Origin of the sequence: Marinobacter antarcticus (genome assembly GCF_011049865.1) — a bacterium.
In the GTDB taxonomy this organism is placed as follows: domain Bacteria; phylum Pseudomonadota; class Gammaproteobacteria; order Pseudomonadales; family Oleiphilaceae; genus Marinobacter; species Marinobacter antarcticus_A.
In genome coordinates this window covers 1-19,310 of sequence record NZ_DRGY01000082.1, presented here as the reverse complement: position 1 = coordinate 19,310, position 19,310 = coordinate 1, and the positions used below count along the sequence as shown (strand labels likewise).

Sequence of the window (19,310 nt, the reverse complement as noted above, 5' to 3'; positions counted from 1 at the left end):
TGCCCCGATAGCCGTTCAGGCTTCGGGCTCGGAAAATCGAAAGCCGCATTGTACGAGAAATTACGTATAAGGTCATTTCCCGAAACACAACGCGATTTTGGCAGCCGTATCAGCTGCGCCGCCAGCTTGTGCCTTCGCGGGAATCGTCCAGAATAATGCCCTGCTCTGCCAGTTCGGCCCGGATACGGTCGCCCCCGGCAAAATCCTTGGCTTTGCGGGCATCGGCACGAGCCTGAATTTTCGCTTCAATATCCTCGGCGCTCAGTTCCCCACCGGCGTCTGCCTGGAAGAACGCATCCGGATCCTGTTGCAGCAGGCCAAGAATAGCGCCAAGGCGAATCGTAACGGCTGCCGCTTCTTTTGCCTCGTCATCCCGACCTTCACGTCGATGCTGATTGATGTCGTTGGCGAGCGCGTGCAGAACCGAAATCGCGCCGGCACAGTTGAAATCATCGTTCATCAGCTCTGTAAAACGCCGGTCATATTCTGTCTCTGGCACATCGCGGGAGGCTGCAGGCGCGACACCGCGCAGAGCGTGATAGAGCCTCGCAAGCGATCGCCCCGCCTCAGCCAGGTTGTCTTCAGAATAATCGACCTGGCTACGATAATGGCTGGACACCAGGAAGAAGCGCACCACTTCCGGAGGATAGGTTTCGAGAATTTCCCGGATGGTGAAGAAGTTGCCCAACGACTTGGACATCTTTTCCTTGTCCACACGAATAGCACCCGCGTGCATCCAGGTGTTTACAAACGTGTGGCCTGTCGCACATTCCGACTGGGCTATTTCGTTCTCGTGATGGGGAAACAGCAAATCTGGCCCGCCACCGTGAATATCAAACGTGTCGCCCAGGCAGCGGCTGGACATCGCAGAACACTCGATGTGCCAACCTGGCCGACCGTTACCCCAAGGCGACGACCAACTCACGTCGCCGTCATCAGCGGCTTTCCACAGCGCAAAATCAGCGGGGCTGCGCTTGGCTTCCTGCACGTCAATACGGGCGCCCGCAAGAAGATCCTCAAGCTTTTTCTTGCTGAGCTTCCCGTAGTCCTCGAAAGACTCAACCGAAAAATACACGTCACCGTTGCCGGCGGCGTAGGCATGGTCTGAAGCGATCAGCGTGCTGATCATGGCAATGATCTCAGCGATGTAATCCGTTGCCCGTGGCTCTGCACTCGGTGACAGCACACCGAGCCTGGCTTCATCTTCGTGCATCGCGTTGATCATGCGCTCCGTGAGATCGGTAAACGGTTCCCTGTTTTCCTCGGCGCGCCGGAGAATCTTGTCATCAATATCGGTGATGTTGCGCACATAGGTCACGTCGTACCCACGATTGCGCAGATAGCGCGTTATCACATCAAAAGCCACCAGCACCCGGGCATGGCCCAGGTGGCAGTAGTCATAAACCGTCATCCCGCACACATACATGCGAACCTTGCCCGGCTCAATGGGCGTGAAGGTTTCTTTTTTCTGGGTAAGCGTATTGTAAATCCTGATCACAGCGGGTCTCCCGAATGCTAACCGTTATTTATCCTTCATTTAGCCCAGGAATCCCGCAAGGTAACGGTGCGATTGAATACCGGCTTGCCGGCTGCAGCGGTCAGCTCCTGGTCACAGAAGAAATACCCTTCGCGCTCGAACTGGTAAGGCAAATCAGTCAGCGGCGTTGCCAGACTTCGCTCTACCCGCGCGCCCTTGAGTACCTCCAGCGAATGCGGATTCAGGTGATCAACCAGATCGCCTTCTTTATCACTGTCTGGCGACTCATGGTTAAACAGGCGATCGTAGAGGTTGATATCACATCCTACGCTGCTGCTCTCGGAGACCCAGTGGATAACGCCGTTGGGCTTATAACCTTCGGGGTTAACACCGAGCGTGGCCGGATCGTATTCACAACGAAGCTCAACAATCTCGCCGCTGGCATCGCGCACCACCTCTTTACAGGTGATCACATAGCCACCGCGCAAACGCACCGCCTGGTCAGGTGCCAGGCGCTTCCATTTGCGCGGCACCTCTTCAACAAAATCTTCCCGATCGATATACAGGGTCTGACTCCAGGGCACCTCTCGCTGCCCCATGGCCGGGTTCTGCGGATGCACCGGCAGTATCAGGGTTTCAGTTTTGTCGGCCGGGTAGTTGGTGATCGTCACTTTCAACGGGCGCATTACACACATGGCACGGGGTGCCCGGGTGTTCAGATCTTCCCGGATGGCGAACTCCAACATGCCCATATCCACAGTGCCACCGGCCTTGTTCACGCCAACCATGTCACAGAAAGTACGCACGGATTCCGGAGTATAACCCCGACGACGCATTCCAGAGATCGTCGGCATGCGAGGGTCGTCCCAGCCATCGACCATGTGCTCGTCCACCAAACGCTTGAGCTTGCGTTTGCTGGTAATGGTGTAGTTCAGGTTGAGGCGGGCAAACTCAATCTGCCGCGGCTGGCAGGGGGCGGTAATATTATCCAGCACCCAATCGTAAAGTGGGCGGTGGTCTTCAAACTCCAGCGTACACAGGGAATGGGTTATTCCCTCCATGGCATCCGAAATCGGATGCGTGAAATCGTACATCGGATAGATGCACCATTTATTGCCGGTCTGGTGATGCTCGGCGTAACGGATGCGATAAAGAATAGGGTCGCGCAGATTCATGTTGGGTGACGCCATATCGATCTTCGCCCGCAACACCAGTTCGCCGTTCTGGTATTTCCCGTCACGCATGTCACGGAACAGTTTCAGACTTTCTTCAGCGGAACGATCCCGGTACGGGCTGTTCCGGCCGGGCTCCTTAAGGCTTCCACGGTATTCGGCCATGTCTTCAGCAGACAGCGCGCACACGTAGGCTTTGCCCTTTTCGATCAGCTCTTCTGCAAAGCTGTAAAGCGCATCAAAGTAATCAGAGGCATAGCGCACATTGCCCGCCCAGGTATAACCCAGCCATTCAACATCTTTTTTGATGGCGTCAATGTACTCCTGACTCTCCTTCTCCGGATTGGTGTCATCAAACCGCAGATTGCACGCACCGGCAAAGGTTTCGGCAATGCCAAAGTTAAGGCAGATAGACTTAGCGTGGCCGACGTGCAGGTAACCATTTGGCTCGGGCGGGAAGCGGGTCACCACCTGTTGGGTGTGTTCACCTTTGGTGACAGCGTCTTCAATCAGGCTCTGAATAAAGTTATGGGCTTTCTTCGACTCGGCGCTCATACGATCTCTGTTAAAAGAAGTGGGTCATAAACCCGGTATTATACCCACAAATCCGGGCCGGACTCATGCATCGCCGGAAACTCTTGAGTACAATACCGGCTTTAACCGATTCAAACCCAACGAACAGGAAACCCTGATGATTCTACTGACAACCAATCACGGTGATATCAAGATCGAACTGGATTATGAAAAAGCCCCTGAAACCGCAAAGAACTTTGAGCAGTACGTGCGTGACGGCTTCTACGACGGCCTGATTTTTCACAGAGTCATCAGCAACTTCATGGTTCAGGGTGGCGGGTTTGAACCCGGCATGGTTGCTCGCAAAACCCGCGAGCCAATCAAGAACGAAGCCGATAACGGTTTGAGCAACATGCAGGGCACCGTCGCGATGGCTCGTACCATGGATCCCCATTCCGCCTCTGCGCAGTTCTTCATCAACGCGGAAAACAACGGCTTTCTGGATCACAGCGCAAAAAATGCCGAGGGTTGGGGCTACTGCGTGTTTGGCAAAGTAGTGGACAGCATGGACACCGTTGATGCCATCCGCGCTGTGCGTACCACCATGAATTCAGGCCACCAGGACGTCCCGGCAGAAGACGTTGTTATCGAGAAAGCAACGGTTGTAGAGGACGGAGGCGCAGCGTGACCACGCTGTTTATTTCAGACCTGCATCTGGAAGAGTCCCGCCCCGACATTACCGGAGCGTTTCTCGGTTTTCTGAAGGAAAAAGCGCCCGGTGCTGAGCAACTGTTCATCTTGGGTGATTTTTTTGAGGCATGGATCGGGGATGATGAACACACGCCTCTGCAGGATCAGGTCGCAGAGGCGCTGCGCGCCCTGAGCGAAAGCGGCACCCGTATTTTCCTGATGCACGGCAATCGGGACTTTTTGCTGGGTGAAGATTTCTGCGCGCGCGCCGGCGCTACACTGTTGGACGACCCTACCCTTATCGACCTGTACGGCACGCCTACCCTGCTGATGCACGGCGACAGCCTTTGCACGGCCGATGTGGAATACCAGAAATTTCGCGCCAACATGCGCAACCCTCAAACCCAGAAGCTCATTCTGGCGCGCCCCCTCAAGGATCGTCAACAAATGGCCCGACAGCTTCGGGAAATGAGCACGGCTAAAAACCGTGACAAAGCAGAAAACATCATGGATGTGACACCTGACGAAGTGTTGCGGGTTATGGCAGCACACGATGTGCCGCAGTTGATCCACGGTCACACGCACAGACCTGCAGAACATGATGTGGAAGTCAGCGGCAAAACCGCAAAGCGGATTGTTCTGGGCGACTGGGATAAAAATGTTTGGTGGCTGGATGCAAAACCCGGACAAACGCCAGAGCTGAAAAAGGCGCCTCTCTCGAGCTTTTGAACCAAGCTTTTGAAGCGCCCACGCGAGGATCGCACAAGATGAAGGATCGCCCGAGCCGCTATGCCGTTCTGACAACCTGGTTGGCCGGCGCTTTTCTGCTCTGCATTTTGGCATTCCCGGTCCTCGCAGAAGATTCCGGAAGCTCGGCTGAACATTCAGACACAGCGCACCAGTCAAGCGACGAAGCCCGTTCAAAACCAGAGGAAGCGCGCCCGGCCGTGCAACCAGAATTGGAGGTGGGCACGGATGCACCTCCGGAAATAGCGCTGCCCGACGCGGTCAACGCCGACATCCAGAAACAGGTGCGGGCACTTCAGATCTCGCTCGAACAGCGCCAGACTGCGGTAAAAGAAAGCCGGAAGCGGTTGACCTACGCGAACTCCATTCTCAAGCGCCTGAAGGATGAATACGCAAGTTTTGAACTGAGACTTGAGAAAGCGGGGCTCAACCTGACCGCCGGTTATGCTGATCTTTTAAAACAACGGCTCGAGCGCCTGCAAAGACAAAGTATTGCCGGCGACCTTATTGAAGGCATTGAGAACAAGCTTTCCTCGGCGAGAGAAGAACAGCTTCGGCTTGAGGAGTTTGAGGCGATTGCAGCACCTGGCAACGATGCTCGTCGCCAACTCCGCAGCCGTCGCTCTGAATTGCTGCGTGCGTTGCACCAAGCCGTGACCGAACACATACAGGTGCTCAACGACTACTACAGCACAGTAACGGCACTTCAAGACCAGGTTCAGGAATACCAGACACTCTTGCAACAACGGCTGTTCTGGCTTCCCAGCGCGGTGGCCGTCAATGCCGACACAGCGGGAGAGCTTTACGAATCTGCCACGTGGTTTGTCTCCCAGCTGCGTTTTGACCCGCTAAGAGAAGCCGTTACCCAATCGATACACCAGCGCGGTGGCCGTGCGGCCCTGATCGCGGTGTGCTTGGTCGTGCTTCTGATAAAGCGCAAGGCGATCAAAAACAACTTGCTTGCGAACGGCCGTCACATTGGAAACGTTGCTCACGACCGAATCGGATTTACGCTGCGGGCACTGACCAACAGCATTCTGCTGGCATTGCCGGGGGTTCTCGCGTTTTCATTGGTTGCGTTGATGCTTATGGAAGGCAACGCCTTTTATTCTGCACTCTCGAAAGGCTTTATCGCTGCTGGCTTCGTTATGTTTTTGCTCGCGTTCATCCGCAGTGTTGCCCGCAAACAGGGGCTTGGCGAAAGCCACTTTCACTGGAACACAAACACCCTTCTGGTTATTCGCCGGGAATTACCGGTGTTAATGGCGTTCGTCATTCCTGTGACGGTCATCACCACCTCCACCAGTTCAACCCCTCAAGGCGCGCAATTTGACGACAGTCTTGGCCGCCTGCTTTTCACCTTGGTCTCCATCGCACTGTCCCTGTTTGCGCAACGCATCATGAAGGCTACCAGGGCTAACAAACCCCGCAGCAGTGTGTTGTTACTGCTTCATATCGCGGCGGTCTTGACCCCGCTTCTACTGGCCTCGGCCTCCCTGATCGGTTACCACTACACCTCCCTACAGCTTGAGCGCAACCTGTTCGTTACCATCTGTTGGTTGGCCTTTAACTCGCTGCTTTACTACACGGGCTTAAGAGCACTTTCTGTGCGTGAGCGCAGCCTTACCTTGGCGCGTCTCAGAGAACAACGAGCAGCCGAACGCAAGATCGCGGAGGCCAAAGAGGGCGCAGACGCTTCCAGTGAGGACAGCCTTCTGAATCTGGACATGCCCGAAATGGACCTTAAAGACATCAGCCAGCAGAGTTCTTCCCTGCTACGAATAGTTGCCGCAGCGCTCGCTGTGAGCGGCCTGCTGTTTCTCTGGGCCAGCGTTATTCCGGCGCTTGAGCTGTTTAACGACATTACTTTATGGACAATAGCCACAGACCTGCAAGGCGGCGACCCATTGCCTATTACGCTCGCCGATGTCCTGCTTGCGCTGTTGGTTGCTGCCGGCACGGTTCTGGCGGCAAAAAACCTTCCTGGCACCCTGGAAGTCACCATTTTGAGCAGGATGAACCTGCAGCCGGGTTCGGGCTACGCCATCACGACAATCACCACCTATGTTCTCGTACTCCTGGGCGTGGTGGTGTGTCTTGGGGTTATCGGCGTTCAGTGGTCGAAGTTGCAGTGGCTGATTGCGGCACTCGGGGTGGGCCTTGGCTTCGGGCTTCAGGAAATCGTCGCCAATTTTGTATCCGGCATTATCTTGCTGTTCGAGCGCCCGATCCGGGTGGGCGATACGGTCACTATTAACGGCATAACCGGCAAGATTTCACGCATACGTATCCGGGCTACAACGCTGGTGGATTGGGACAGAAAGGAACAAATTATTCCGAACAAAACCTTCGTAACTGAGGATTTTACGAACTGGACGCTTTCAGATCGGATTACCCGCGTCATTCTTCGCGTGGGCGTCGCCTACGGATCCGATGTCGACAAGGTTCAGGAGATACTTACCCACGTTGCTCACAATAATACCCGCGTGGTGGATGATCCACGACCCGAGGTTTTCTGCGTTGGCCTTGGAGACAGCAGCATGAACTTCGAGATTCGGATTTTCGTCAAAGACCCTGTGGACATTATGCCGCTCACCCATGAAATACACGCATCCATCGCGCACGCTCTAAGGGAAGCCGACATCAACATACCTTTTCCACAGCGTGATATTCATGTACGCACCTTGCCGGACGCCACATGAGCCCGTTGCGCAGACATTTTTACATCACACAGACACACTAGGAACCGAACCCATATCCGTGGGTTCCTTATAGGTTTTCAGACGCTTGAGCCAACCCGCGAGCCAGCGCTCCAGCTCAATTTTGTTGCTTGCGTTATGGGCACGACGCGTTAGCACAGTGGCAGCCGCCTCACGAAAATCAGCCAGAATGTCCCGCGGCGGATGCTCTGTACTATCGCCTGTTGCGCCAGAAACATCCGCTTCGGATGCGTCGGGCATAGCCAACAGGACCTGCAGCAACCCCCAACCCTCTCCTTTGTAACGCTCTTCGGGCGAGAGCCCTTCGCCTTTGAAATTCACATAATCCATCAGCGCATAGACCCCACCCGGTGTCTGGCTAAGCACCTGCAACCGTTTGTTAACTCCGGCCTGGCGAGATTCGGGTGCCGCCTTCAAAACGTTCGCCAACGAGGTTTTTGCACGGCGAAAGATAAATTCAGCCTGAATGCCTTGGGTTCCCGCGAGGAACTCTTTCAGTTCTGCTATCTCAGGTGAATCAGCAACCTTCATAAACGTTTCCCGATCTGGCCAGGGCGCATCCAGCGTGTCCAGCCCTCTCATCCATTCAGGAATGTCGAGTTGGCGTTGCTCCATGTACTCAATGAGTGCTGGAAAGCTTTCGACAAAACGCTCATTAACCCCTTTCGGATACCAGATAAAATGACCGATCCCCAAAGACGGAAACGCCTCGCCTTCATTCCAGTGAACAAGACACTCAAGCTGGCCGGCACATTCATTCTGAAATATTTTCTGACCCACCCAATCCAATTGGGCGGGTTTCAGGGCCATTGAGATGTCGATATCCACCTCTGCCTGCAATTCGTTAATGCTGTCTTCCCTGTTGCTTTGCTCGCTGTTTCCCGCATTGCACCCTGACAGTGCAAGGGTACCCGCCAGCAAAACCAGTCCGAACGCTTTGATCATCGATTCGCCACCTCACCTGTAAAACCATCACCTAGCGACTGTTCAACGGCGTGTTCTGCCAGCGCAACCCGAATGTCCTCCGGGATACGCACGGATTTTTCCGTTTTATAGTCAAACTGGATTAACACGGCCTTGCCGCGCGCGATTTGTTTTCCATCTTGCCAGGCTTCCTGGAGAACCTGAAATGAACTGTTGCCAACCTTTCCGATGCCGGTGCGTATTTCAACCGGTAGATGCCAGTAGCTCTGCGCGACAAAATCGATCTCTACGCGAGCAATGATCAGGGGCCAGGTTTTCACGTCCAGCGTTGGATGAAAAATACGGAACAGCGGCGTTCTGGCCTGCTCAAACCACACGGGCAGAGTGGTGTTACTGATGTGACCCAGAGCATCTGTGTCATTGAAGCGGGGCTGAAGCTCAAAATAAAACATGCCGTCTTTCCTGATCGTTAAAACCGCATACTATACACTCAGTTCCTGCCACCATAAAAAAACCCGAAGGCCAGGCTTCGGGTTTCACGGTACTTATACTGGCTTACGAACGCTCGCGTTACTTTTCCACAAAGGCCCGTTCGATAACGTAGTGCCCCATGTCACCACCTCGCGCTTCTTTGAAACCCATACCATCGAGTATGGTGCAGGTGTCCTTGAGCATGCTTGGGCTGCCACAGATCATGAAGCGATCGTAATCCGGATCAAAGTCCTCCAGACCCATATCACGGGTTATCTTGCCGTTATCCATTGCGGCCGTTAGCCTTCCCTCGTTACGGAAGGCTTCCCGGGTGACCGTGGGATAATATTCAAGCTTGCCTTTGACCATGTCACCGAAGAATTCGTTTTCCGGCAGCTCTTCAATTTCCTGTTGATATGCCAGCTCCGAGGCGTAACGCACCCCGTGGGTCAGGATGACTTTCTCGAAGGCGTCGTAAACCTCCGGATCCTTGATAATGCTCATGAAAGGTGCGAGGCCAGTACCCGTGCTGATGAGCCAGAGATTTTTGCCAGGCAGGAGATTGTCCAGAATCAAGGTGCCGGTTGGCTTGCGACTGACCAGAATCTCGTCACCCACCTGAATTTTCTGCAGCCGTGACGTAAGCGGGCCGTTTTGCACCTTGATAGAGAAAAACTCAAGTTCCTCTTCATAGTTTGCGCTGGCAATGCTGTAAGCACGCATCAGAGGCTTGCCATCTGTCTCTAGGCCTATCATCACAAAGTGACCGTTCTTGAAGCGGAACCCAGGGTCTCGGCTGGTCTTGAAACTGAACAGGGTATCGTTCCAGTGATGCACGCTGGTGACCGTTTCTCTTATCAGGTTACTCATTTAAACCTCTTGCCTCTTTAAACCCGGTTAGCTATAGACCGCGAATGTTGCAAATATGAATTGCCTTAAGTTTACCCCATCATTAACCTATCGATGAAATGGGATATTCACATAACCTTATTCGGTTATATCGATTTAGAGCGTTTTGTTATGAAATACAGTTTCAGACAGCTCGAAGTTTTTCTGGCGGCCGCGCATTTTCAAAACATTACCCGCGCGGCTGAGTCACTATCGATGTCTCAATCTGCTGCCAGCAGCGCACTGAAGGAGCTGGAAAACCAGTTCGATATCAAGCTGTTTGATCGTGTTGGCAAGCGCCTTCAGCTGAACGAACTGGGGCGACTGTATCGGCCCAAAGTAGAAGCCGTTCTCGCTCAGGCAACGGAGCTCGAACAGGCTTTTAGTAAACATTCTGAAGTAGGCGCCCTTAAAGTGGGAGCTACTTTAACCATAGGTAACTATCTGGCCGTTGGTGTGATGGCCCAATACATGAATACCCCTACTCGCCCCCGGGTGTCGCTGGAGGTGGCCAACACCAGCACCATCGCCCGCCGGGTAAAAGATTTCGAACTCGACATTGGCCTGATTGAAGGTGAGCTGCAATCATCCGAGCTTGAGGTTCTGCCTTGGCGCGGAGATCAGCTTGTGGTGTTCTGCTCGCCTACGCACCCATTGGCCGAAAAGAAGAAAATTTCAGAGGAGGATCTTCGAGACGCCACCTGGATCATGAGAGAACAGGGGTCGGGAACCCGGCAAACCTTCGAGCGCGGCATGCACGGTCTACTTCCCAACTTGAACGTACTGCTGGAACTGGAACATACCGAAGCCATAAAACGATCCGTGGAGGCCAACCTCGGCATCGGGTGCCTCTCCGAAGTGGTGCTCTATGATGCGTTTAAACGTGGCAGCTTGGTGCCCCTGGAAACGCCGGAGAACCGAAGCTTTGCGCGACAGTTTTATTTTATTCTGCACAAGCAAAAATACCGCAGCGCCGGAATCGACGCCTGGATTGCTCTGTGCCGAGCTCTGGCCTGATCCTCAGCCAACAGGCCCGCTGTGAAATCGGAACTCGTTATCCGGCTCCAGAATCAACTGCTTTTCAATCGCCGTAAACTCTTCTACTCGGGCGGCAACAGGCCCGCCATTGGCCTTTTCGGCCAGCGCCAGGTAATCCCGATAATGACGCGCCTCGGATTTAAGCAAACTGCTGTAGAAATCCGCCAACTCCTCATCCAGAAACGGAACCAGGGCGGCGAACCGCTCACATGAGCGGGCTTCAATAATTGCGCCTACCACCATCACATCCACCAACCGACCTGGGTCATCAATGCGCACGGCAGCGCGCAAGCATGCCGCATACCGCGCGGGCGTAAGATGGCAATATTCCACCCCGCGCTTGGTAATAATCGCGAGCACCTGTTCAAAGTGACGCAGCTCTTCACGGGCCAGACGGGACATTTTGTTAAGCAAGTCAAAGTTGTTCACATACCGGTACATCAGGCTGAGTGCGGTAGACGCCGCCTTTTTCTCACAATGAGCGTGATCAATGAGCATCAGATCCTGATTCGCCAGCGCGTTATCAATCCACCGTTGCGGCGTAACGCACGGCAAAAAATCGTGAATCTCTTGCAGGGCCTGGGCCATGGTGCCTGTTTTGTCATTCATGGTTAGCAACGTGAATCCAATGGGGGCACGATTGTAGCGCACTCAACAAACTTCTCCGACCACGGTCCAGCTTAACTTTGTAGGGGGTTTCCTGTACAATACAGCGCCAACTTACAACCTTTTCGCAACAGAAATCCCGCCTGACGCATTCTCGAAGGGGCGGGACATACCAACTAATGAGGGTCCATATCGTGTTAAAAGCTTACCGTGAACACGTTGCAGAACGTGCGGCTCTGAATATTCCCCCCAAGCCGCTGAACGCTGAACAGACAGCCGCTCTGGTTGAACTGCTCAAAAACCCGCCGGCCGGTGAAGAAGAAACGCTGGTTGAGCTGCTGGAAACCCGTATTCCGCCGGGTGTGGATGAAGCCGCTTACGTAAAAGCGGCGTTCCTCACCGCTATCGTCAAAGATGAAGCGTCGTCTCCCCTACTGGACAAACCCAAAGCCGTAAAGCTGCTGGGTATGATGCAGGGCGGCTACAACATTGAAACGCTGGTTGATTTGCTGGATGACAAAGAACTGGCGGAATTGGCCGGTGAGCAGCTCAAGCGCACCCTGCTGATGTTCGATGCCTTCAACGATGTGAAAGATAAAATGGACGCCGGCAACGCGATTGCCAAGTCCGTTGTCGAATCCTGGGCCAACGGCGAGTGGTTCACCAAAAAGAACAAGGTTCCCGAGAGCACCAAAATGGTTGTGTTCAAGGTAACCGGTGAGACCAATACTGACGACTTGTCCCCGGCACCTGATGCTTGGTCTCGCCCGGATATCCCTCTGCACGCCCGCGCTGCCTATAAAATGGAACGTGACGGCCTGAAGCCGGAAGAACAAGGCGTGACTGGCCCCATGAGCCAGATCGACGACATTAAATCCAAGGGCTTGCCGGTTGTCTTCGTGGGCGACGTTGTAGGCACAGGCTCTTCACGCAAATCAGCCACCAACTCGGTGCTGTGGTTCTTCGGAGACGACATTCCGGGCGTGCCGAACAAACGTGCCGGTGGTGTCTGCATCGGTAACAAAGTGGCCCCGATCTTCTTTAACACCATGGAAGACGCCGGCGCGCTGGTATTCGAAGCCCCTGTCGACGACATGAACATGGGCGATGTCATTGAAATTCGCCCGTACGACGGCAAAATTCTGAACGAAGCGGGTGAAACCATTTCCGAGTTCAGCTTCAAGTCCGAAGTTATCCTCGACGAAGTGCAGGCCGGCGGCCGTATTCCACTGATTATCGGCCGTGGCCTGACCGCCAAGGCACGAGCTGCGCTGAACCTGGGCGCCACGGACATGTTCCGCCTGCCGAACGACCCGGAAGCCGGCACCAAAGGCTTTACTCTGGGCCAGAAGATGGTCGGCAAGGCCTGTGGCCTGGACGAAGGCAAAGGCGTTCGCCCTGGCACCTACTGCGAGCCGCACATGACCACAGTCGGCTCCCAGGACACCACCGGCCCGATGACGCGGGACGAGCTGAAAGACCTGGCGTGTCTGGGTTTCCAGGCGGATCTGGTGATGCAGTCATTCTGTCACACCGCGGCCTATCCCAAGCCGATTGACGTTGAAATGCAGCACACCATGCCCGATTTCATCAAAACCCGTGGCGGTGTTGCCCTGCGCCCGGGTGACGGCATTATCCACTCCTGGCTGAACCGCATGCTTTTGCCGGACACGGTCGGCACCGGTGGCGACTCCCACACCCGCTTTCCCATGGGCATTTCGTTTCCGGCGGGTTCAGGTCTGGTTGCGTTCGCAGCCGCCACGGGTGTTATGCCGCTGGACATGCCGGAGTCTGTTCTGGTTCGCTTCAAAGGCGAAATGCAGCCGGGGATTACCCTGCGCGATCTGGTACACGCCATTCCTTTGTACGGCATCAAAAACGGCATACTGAACGTTGAGAAGAAAGGCAAGATCAACGAATTCTCGGGCCGTATTCTGGAGATCGAAGGTCTTGAGCACCTGACCGCTGAACAGGCGTTTGAGCTTTCTGACGCATCTGCTGAGCGCTCTGCAGCCGGTTGTACCATTAACCTGTCTGAAGAGTCAGTAGCCGAGTACTTGCGCTCGAACATCACTATGTTGCGCTGGATGATTGCAGAAGGTTATGGCGACCCGCGCACCCTGGAGCGCCGTGCCCAGCAAATGGAAGAGTGGATTGCTGATCCCAAGCTGATGCGGGCGGATAAAGACGCCGAGTATTCTCACGTCGTTGAGATCGATCTGGCGGACATCAAAGAGCCGATCGTTTGCTGCCCGAACGATCCCGACGATGCACGCTTTCTGTCGGAAGTGGCTGGCGACAAGGTGGACGAAGTGTTCATCGGTTCCTGCATGACCAACATTGGCCACTTCCGCGCTGCTGGTAAGCTGCTGGAGCAAAACAAAGAGCCGCTGAAAACACGCTTGTGGATGTCTCCGCCGACGAAAATGGATCAGGCGCAGCTGATGGAAGAAGGCTACTTCAACATCTATGGCACCGCTGGTGTGCGCACCGAGATGCCTGGCTGCTCACTGTGCATGGGTAACCAGGCGCGAGTGGCGGCGAAGAGCACTGTGCTCTCCACGTCTACCCGCAACTTCCCGAACCGCCTGGGCGATGGTGCCAATGTGTACCTGACCTCTGCGGAACTGGCGGCTGTGGGCGCAATTCTGGGCAAGCTGCCAACACCTCAGGAATACCTGGAGCACACCAAGAACCTGAACAGTATGTCGAAAGAAATATACAAGTATCTGAACTTCGACCAGATGGAGACCTACACCAGCAAGGCGTCTGAAGCGAGCATCGCTTAAGCACCGACCTGTACGGTTCCGCTCCACGAAAAACGCCAGCCCTCGGGCTGGCGTTTTTTATTGCGTCACATCGCTGCTATCGCTGCAGCAATATTTTACCAACGGTGAGGCCGGATTCAAGGCGACGATGAGCGTCGGCAACGTGCGCAAAAGAGAAACGCTTTTCATCCAATAACGGACGCAGGGCGCCCTGCTCCAACATCTCACTCATCGCCGCCAACAGGCGCGGCTGGTCGTCCATACCAATACCGTGAAGCAATGGAATTGAACGAAAAATCACGTGAAGAGTCAGGCCTTTGGCGTGCATCAAGCCAAGGTCATGGGTTGAGCGCGTATTGATAGAGCAAAGCCGCCCGGAAATGGCGGTTGCCTCAATGGCTCGATCCAGGTTCTCTTTCCCAACCGTATCGAATACCAGGCTGAAACCCCGTCCATCCGTCAGCCGTTGCTTATAAGCATCCACTGACTCATCACGGTAAAAAATAATATCATCGGCGCCTAACTTCCCTGCCAGTTCAGCTTTTTCAGGCGTGGACACCGTCGTGGCTACCCGCGCGCCAAGATGCTTTGCTATCTGTATGGCGGCATGACCCACCCCACCCGTTCCGGCGTGAATCAGAACATGTTCGCCGGCCTGAATATCGGCGCGCTCTACCAGCGCTGCCCAGGCGGTAAGAAAAACCAGAGGCAGCGCTGCGCATTCGGCCAAAGGCAGCGCCATTGACGGTGTACGTTTGGCCAGCAAGCGGGCATCCGCCACCATAAAATCTGCAAGCGCTCCGGGCCAACCCTTGGTGCCGCCCGCGCAACCGAATACCTCGTCGCCTTCGTTAAAAGCGGTAACACCCGGCCCCACCTTGTCGACAATGCCCGCCACATCACCATTCAGGATGGCAGGCATATCAGGCCCGGCTTTCACCAAACCTGAACGGATTTTGGTTTCGATGGGATTAACGCTGGAAGCCACCACTTTGATGCGTACCTGCCCGGCAGCCGGCTCCGGAGTTTCCACCTCTCGCTCCACGAAGACCTCAGGGCCCCCAAACTTCTCGATGACCATTGCTTTCATTACAGCTTCTCCCGATCTTCATTCAATAAACCATTAGGCGAATCAGTATCGCAGCCGCCATCACAAGGGTCATCCACTTTACCCATTGGGCGCCCTTTTCGCTCAGGTTCACCCTGACCGCAACAAACGCCCCCGCAATATTGCCCGCCGCCAAGACCAAACCCATGCCCCAACGAACCTGCCCGTTTACTGCAAAAATAAGCAACGCTGGCACCGTGTATATCAAGATGATGGCTACTTTGAACACATTTACTTGCCTCAGATCGATACGAAGCAACCTGTACAAAACAACCAAAAACAGAGCGCCGACACCTACCTGTATAAAACCGCCGTATACGCCTATCAGAAAGAGAGCAACATAAATCACCGGGCCGATCCGATCGGGTGTCAACGGGGTCGTATTTATCCGGGGCTGGGGCAGCAACATGAACACAGACGCACCGACCATCGCGATGATCAGCACCCTTTCAAATACCTCATCTGCAACCCAGGTCGCTACCCAGGCGCCCAGCAGAGACCCCAAAACCGCCGGCACCGCAAGTAGCAGGCTAACCCTGAGATTGCCGTGACCCAAGCGCCTGAAACCTGCAACGGCCGTTGTGCTCTGCAAAACGATCGCGACCCGGTTGGTGCCATTCGCAACCTGCGGCGGTAGCCCCAGAAACATCAGAAGCGGCAAGGTCAGCATCGATCCACCGGCCGAAAGTACGTTGATGAATCCGGCAATGCCGCCCAGTGCCAGCAACGCTATTATTTCAATTGCGGTCATGCAGCACTCGACGCGCCTGATTTTTTAACCGTGTGATTGCCACTTAACCGCTTACTGCAACGACTGCTCCAAACCAGAACAATGAGAAAAATCACCAACCCGGCAACATCCACCGTTATGTATCCGTGGGGCCACAGCATCAGAGCACCGAGCGGAAACATTAACAGCCGTACCAGCCAGTTTAGTTTGTGCTCAAGATAGCCTTCCAGACCGGCTACGATTGCGTACATACCGAAAAGGGCAAAGCAGAACACCCGGATCATTTCGGTAAAGTCCCCCGTTATCAGAGGTGAGTAGGCGAACAGAAGCGGCACTATATATAGGCCCTTGGCAAGCTTCCAGGCCGTAAACCCGGTTCGCATCTGCGGCGTCCCCGCGATTGCGGCCGCTGCGAACGCGGTCAGACAAACTGGCGGTGTCACGTTCGAATCCTGGGATAGCCAGAAGATAACCATGTGTGCCGCCACCAGCAACATGGAAAGGGATTCGGGCGATAGGGCCTGTTCCAGGAGTTGGCTATTGAAACTCTCCGGCACCAGAGAAAGCAACTGCTGAGCCGTTGCCATGTCCATGGGCGCGTTCAGGAGCGCAAACCTCTCCGGTGCGGCCAGCATGAAAATAGCTTTCGCTTGTTCTGGCAGGTTGCCGCTTGCCATCAGGTCGAGCAGCTGGCTCTGGGCAATCAGGTTGTAGATTGCCGGCGCCGAAAGTGTGGCAAGCACAATATAGGCAGCCGTTACCGGCAGCCCCATCCCAAGAATCAGGGACGCCAAAGCAACCAGAAAAATCGTCATCAGCAGGCTGCCGCCAGCCCAATCGGTAATCATCAACGAAAAGGTGTTGCCAATCCCGGTGGTGGATACAACCATCACGATGAGACCAACCGTAATCAACAAAATCGCTGTGGTGGTGATGTTTCGTGTGCCCATCGCAAGCGCGTCGATAATATCTCGAAACCCCATCGGATGTTTTGAAAGCCACGACGCTAACACAACAGACAAGATAGCAATTCCTGCCGCATAGGTCGGCGTATAGCCATACACAAGAGCGGCAACCAGAACGATCAGAGGCAACAGAAAATGCCAGCCACCCTTGAGGACCGTCATAAGGGAAGGCGCTGCGTCGTCTTCGAGCTTGACGGCGTGGCTGCGCTTGGCCTCTATGCGCACGAACATCGCCACCGATATAAAATAAAGGAGGGCCGGCAATGCCGCGACGGCAATGATTGTGAGATAGGAAACCTGAGTATAGGAGGCCATGATGAAGGCACCGGCCCCCATTACCGGCGGCATCAATTGGCCACCCGTGGAGGCTGCAGCTTCAACGCCAGCGGCAAAACGCGCCGGAAAGCCCGCCTTGCGCATCAAAGGGATGGTAATAACACCGGTAGATACGGTATTCGCAACGCTGGATCCCGAGACCGACCCCATCAGGCCGGAGGCGAAGACCGCCACAAATCCCGGCCCCCCCACAAATCTCCCTGCAGCACAGCGGGCCAGCTCGATAATAAAATCACCAGCCCCGGATTTAACCAGGAAAGCACCAAACAGAATAAACATGAATACGTAAGTCCAGGAAATCCGGGCTATCGACCCCAGCATTCCCTGTCCGCCAATATAGGAGCGGTAAAGAACCGTTTCCCAGGACAATCCCGGAAAATTGAACAGCCCATCAACGTACTGGCCCCACCAGGCCACGTAGGTCAGCGCAACCACGCAGAGCACGGGAATGAACCAGCCAACCGTGCGGCGGGCCAGCTCCAGTATCAGAACCACTGACACGATGGAGACAATCCAGTCGCCCGTATCAAAGTTAAATCCGCGCTGATACAAATCAGTTTCGAAAACAATCAGATAAAAAGCACAGGCAAGCGCGGTAATCCCGAGCATGACATCAACACCCAGAACGAACCGCTGACCTCCGGCTGAGCGGGCCTTGAACATGGGCGTTGTCAATGTGCAGATCAGACCGAAAAGGCCGAAGTGCAGAGCAGAGCTCCACAACTCCGACAACGTGGAGAAGGTGTTGAAATAAAGATGAACAAGTGCGGTTACGATGGCGAGCCAGAAAATCACCGGCCCAATCAACCAGTGATCCAAACGCTCACTCGCCGCGCTAACACTTTCATCACGAACAATGATATCGGGTTCGTCTTTCGTATTACCAAACACCATTACTGTACAATCAAACGGTCAGGAATTTGCAATCCCTGTTCCTTATAAAACCTGACTGCACCGGGATGAAGCGGCATAGGCAGGCCCGCGATCGCTTTTTCCAGCGCCATCGCTTTGGTTGCCGGGTGAATATTATTCAGGAACGGAAGGTTGTTGTAGATGGTTTTCGTAATTTCATAAACGTCGTTCTCCGAAACGTCCGCGCGAACCGCCAGTATGTTGGGCTGCGCGATGGTGTTGATATCCTCATCCTGATTCGGGTAAGTGCCCGCAACAATGGTGTACGGCGTCCACAGTTCAAAATCGCTGTTGACCTCAGCAACCTGATCTGAAGTGAAGTTCAACGTGGTGATTTCGCCGCCCATATTGGCATAGGCCCTTGTTACAGCCGCGGCGGGCACGCCTGCCGGTATGTTCATACCATCAATATTACCATTCTGAAGAGCATCTGCACTCGGACCATAACCTTGGTATGCAAGGTTAATCTTGTCCAGGTCGATACCTACTTTACCAAGAATAAAACGACCCGAACCTTCGGTGCCTGAGTTCCTGGCCCCAATGGAAAAGCTCTCGCCATACAGGTTAGCCATGTCTGCAATTGTGCCGGTTTTTGCCAGGCTTTTTCTAACCACAAAGTGCTCTACGTTCTGCCACAGCATTGAAACAGAACGCAGGTTTTTATAAGCCTTAGGCACGGGTCCCGAGCCATTCCAGGCGTAGGCGCCATACAGTCCCTGAAGAATACCAAATTGGATCTGGTCTTCGTCCATGAGTTTCAGGTTTTCGCCAGAACCAGCAGAGCTGATCGCAGAGACCGATATATTGGTCGTGGGCTCAAGCTTCACTTTGATGAGCGTTGAAATGGCAACGCCCACGGGATAGTACGTCCCTCCCGTTGTGGCCGTGCCCATCACGTAGTTGCCCTCTGCCTGCACGCTGGCAGACAAAGCAACAGCGGCGGCAGCTAAAAGCCCCGACGCGCATTTCAGAATTCTTTTTTTATTCATAAAGCAGATCCTTTTTTATCATTGTTCTGGTTGACACGTGAAAGTGCAGCCTTGTAAAGATAGCTGCCCGACGCCGGATCTACCAGTTGAATATCGCACTTGTCGTCAAGAATCGAGTAGGAGGCGGGATTACTCCCGCCGTCCTCTCACACCACCGTACGTACGGTTCCGTATACGGCGGTTCATGGTCGGCACTGAAGCCGTAATACTGTATCAAGCAACGACACGAGTCCCCATTGGTCAAAGACCTTCTTCG

The 19,310-nt window shown here is 54.4% G+C and carries 15 protein-coding genes; 5 read left to right on the top strand and 10 right to left on the bottom strand.

Annotation, left to right across the window (positions count from 1 at the left end):
• Positions 1-109 precede the first annotated feature (109 nt).
• Positions 110-1,498 (bottom strand): cysteine--tRNA ligase, encoded by a 1,389-nt coding sequence (gene cysS, locus ENI00_RS10640; protein ID WP_304101847.1) that lies wholly within the window; start codon positions 1,496-1,498, stop codon positions 110-112.
• 35 nt (positions 1,499-1,533) lie between these two features.
• Positions 1,534-3,204: a glutamine--tRNA ligase/YqeY domain fusion protein gene (locus ENI00_RS10635; protein WP_304101845.1), complete on the bottom strand. Its 1,671-nt coding sequence runs from the start codon at positions 3,202-3,204 to the stop codon at positions 1,534-1,536.
• Between the two features lie 136 nt (positions 3,205-3,340).
• Between ENI00_RS10635 and ENI00_RS10630 the strand changes: the two genes are divergently transcribed.
• From ENI00_RS10630 to ENI00_RS10620, 3 genes are read left to right on the top strand one after another with little or no spacing between them, the layout of a single operon-like run.
• On the top strand, positions 3,341-3,850 hold the full coding sequence (locus ENI00_RS10630; protein WP_304101843.1) for a peptidylprolyl isomerase: 510 nt from the start codon (positions 3,341-3,343) through the stop codon (positions 3,848-3,850).
• A complete protein-coding gene (locus ENI00_RS10625; protein ID WP_304101841.1) occupies positions 3,847-4,581 on the top strand; it encodes a UDP-2,3-diacylglucosamine diphosphatase in 735 nt (244 codons plus the stop codon). Before ENI00_RS10630 ends, ENI00_RS10625 begins: the two co-directional genes overlap by 4 nt.
• 38 nt (positions 4,582-4,619) lie before the next feature.
• Positions 4,620-7,301, top strand: a complete 2,682-nt coding sequence (locus tag ENI00_RS10620; protein ID WP_304101839.1) for a mechanosensitive ion channel domain-containing protein — start codon at positions 4,620-4,622, stop codon at positions 7,299-7,301.
• Positions 7,302-7,325: 24 nt separating this feature from the next.
• On the opposite strand, the gene ENI00_RS10615 is transcribed toward ENI00_RS10620, so the two are convergent.
• From ENI00_RS10615 to ENI00_RS10605, 3 genes are all read right to left on the bottom strand, one after another.
• Positions 7,326-8,264 carry a hypothetical protein gene (locus tag ENI00_RS10615; RefSeq protein WP_304101837.1) on the bottom strand — a complete coding sequence of 313 codons (939 nt, stop codon included), beginning with the start codon at positions 8,262-8,264 and terminating at the stop codon, positions 7,326-7,328.
• Positions 8,261-8,695, bottom strand: a complete 435-nt coding sequence (locus ENI00_RS10610) for an acyl-CoA thioesterase (protein WP_304101835.1) — start codon at positions 8,693-8,695, stop codon at positions 8,261-8,263. The genes ENI00_RS10615 and ENI00_RS10610 overlap by 4 nt, the downstream gene beginning before the upstream one ends.
• A 118-nt stretch (positions 8,696-8,813) precedes the next feature.
• Positions 8,814-9,584 (bottom strand): ferredoxin--NADP reductase, encoded by a 771-nt coding sequence (locus ENI00_RS10605; protein WP_304101833.1) that lies wholly within the window; start codon positions 9,582-9,584, stop codon positions 8,814-8,816.
• Between the two features lie 150 nt (positions 9,585-9,734).
• Here ENI00_RS10605 and ENI00_RS10600 point away from each other — a divergent pair, with 150 nt between their 5' ends.
• Positions 9,735-10,619, top strand: coding sequence for a LysR substrate-binding domain-containing protein (locus ENI00_RS10600; RefSeq protein ID WP_304101831.1), 885 nt, complete (start codon positions 9,735-9,737; stop codon positions 10,617-10,619).
• A gap of 3 nt (positions 10,620-10,622) precedes the next feature.
• Here ENI00_RS10600 and ENI00_RS10595 read toward each other — a convergent pair whose 3' ends face one another.
• Entirely contained in the window at positions 10,623-11,228 is a 606-nt protein-coding gene (locus ENI00_RS10595; RefSeq protein ID WP_304101861.1) for a tRNA-(ms[2]io[6]A)-hydroxylase, read from the bottom strand.
• A 212-nt stretch (positions 11,229-11,440) separates the two neighbouring features.
• Here ENI00_RS10595 and ENI00_RS10590 point away from each other — a divergent pair, with 212 nt between their 5' ends.
• The gene (locus ENI00_RS10590) at positions 11,441-14,035 is read left to right on the top strand and encodes a bifunctional aconitate hydratase 2/2-methylisocitrate dehydratase (RefSeq protein WP_304101829.1); all 2,595 of its coding nucleotides are present in this window, start codon (positions 11,441-11,443) and stop codon (positions 14,033-14,035) included.
• Between the two features lie 76 nt (positions 14,036-14,111).
• Here ENI00_RS10590 and ENI00_RS10585 read toward each other — a convergent pair whose 3' ends face one another.
• The 4 genes from ENI00_RS10585 to ENI00_RS10570 are packed head-to-tail and all read right to left on the bottom strand — an operon-like array spanning position 14,112 to position 19,054.
• Positions 14,112-15,104 carry a zinc-dependent alcohol dehydrogenase family protein gene (locus tag ENI00_RS10585; RefSeq protein WP_304101827.1) on the bottom strand — a complete coding sequence of 331 codons (993 nt, stop codon included), beginning with the start codon at positions 15,102-15,104 and terminating at the stop codon, positions 14,112-14,114.
• 22 nt (positions 15,105-15,126) lie between these two features.
• Positions 15,127-15,873: a sulfite exporter TauE/SafE family protein gene (locus tag ENI00_RS10580; protein WP_304101825.1), complete on the bottom strand. Its 747-nt coding sequence runs from the start codon at positions 15,871-15,873 to the stop codon at positions 15,127-15,129.
• Positions 15,870-18,047, bottom strand: coding sequence for a TRAP transporter permease (locus ENI00_RS10575; RefSeq protein WP_304101823.1), 2,178 nt, complete (start codon positions 18,045-18,047; stop codon positions 15,870-15,872). The genes ENI00_RS10580 and ENI00_RS10575 overlap by 4 nt, the downstream gene beginning before the upstream one ends.
• On the bottom strand, positions 18,047-19,054 hold the full coding sequence (locus tag ENI00_RS10570; protein WP_304101821.1) for a TAXI family TRAP transporter solute-binding subunit: 1,008 nt from the start codon (positions 19,052-19,054) through the stop codon (positions 18,047-18,049). The genes ENI00_RS10575 and ENI00_RS10570 overlap by 1 nt, the downstream gene beginning before the upstream one ends.
• Between the last annotated feature and the right edge of the window lie 256 nt (positions 19,055-19,310).

Excerpts from the sequence above, each read along its gene's own strand:
- ENI00_RS10585 (WP_304101827.1), bottom strand. The coding sequence starts at position 15,104 with ATGAAAGCAATGGTCATCGAGAAGTTTGGGGGCCCTGAGGTCTTCGTG.
- ENI00_RS10600 (WP_304101831.1), top strand. The coding sequence starts at position 9,735 with ATGAAATACAGTTTCAGACAGCTCGAAGTTTTTCTGGCGGCCGCGCAT.
- ENI00_RS10615 (WP_304101837.1), bottom strand. The coding sequence starts at position 8,264 with ATGATCAAAGCGTTCGGACTGGTTTTGCTGGCGGGTACCCTTGCACTG.
- ENI00_RS10630 (WP_304101843.1), top strand. The coding sequence starts at position 3,341 with ATGATTCTACTGACAACCAATCACGGTGATATCAAGATCGAACTGGAT.
- ENI00_RS10575 (WP_304101823.1), bottom strand. The coding sequence starts at position 18,047 with ATGGTGTTTGGTAATACGAAAGACGAACCCGATATCATTGTTCGTGAT.
- ENI00_RS10620 (WP_304101839.1), top strand. The coding sequence starts at position 4,620 with ATGAAGGATCGCCCGAGCCGCTATGCCGTTCTGACAACCTGGTTGGCC.
- ENI00_RS10580 (WP_304101825.1), bottom strand. The coding sequence starts at position 15,873 with ATGACCGCAATTGAAATAATAGCGTTGCTGGCACTGGGCGGCATTGCC.
- ENI00_RS10605 (WP_304101833.1), bottom strand. The coding sequence starts at position 9,584 with ATGAGTAACCTGATAAGAGAAACGGTCACCAGCGTGCATCACTGGAAC.
- ENI00_RS10570 (WP_304101821.1), bottom strand. The coding sequence starts at position 19,054 with ATGAATAAAAAAAGAATTCTGAAATGCGCGTCGGGGCTTTTAGCTGCC.
- ENI00_RS10595 (WP_304101861.1), bottom strand. The coding sequence starts at position 11,228 with ATGGCCCAGGCCCTGCAAGAGATTCACGATTTTTTGCCGTGCGTTACG.
- ENI00_RS10610 (WP_304101835.1), bottom strand. The coding sequence starts at position 8,695 with ATGTTTTATTTTGAGCTTCAGCCCCGCTTCAATGACACAGATGCTCTG.
- ENI00_RS10635 (WP_304101845.1), bottom strand. The coding sequence starts at position 3,204 with ATGAGCGCCGAGTCGAAGAAAGCCCATAACTTTATTCAGAGCCTGATT.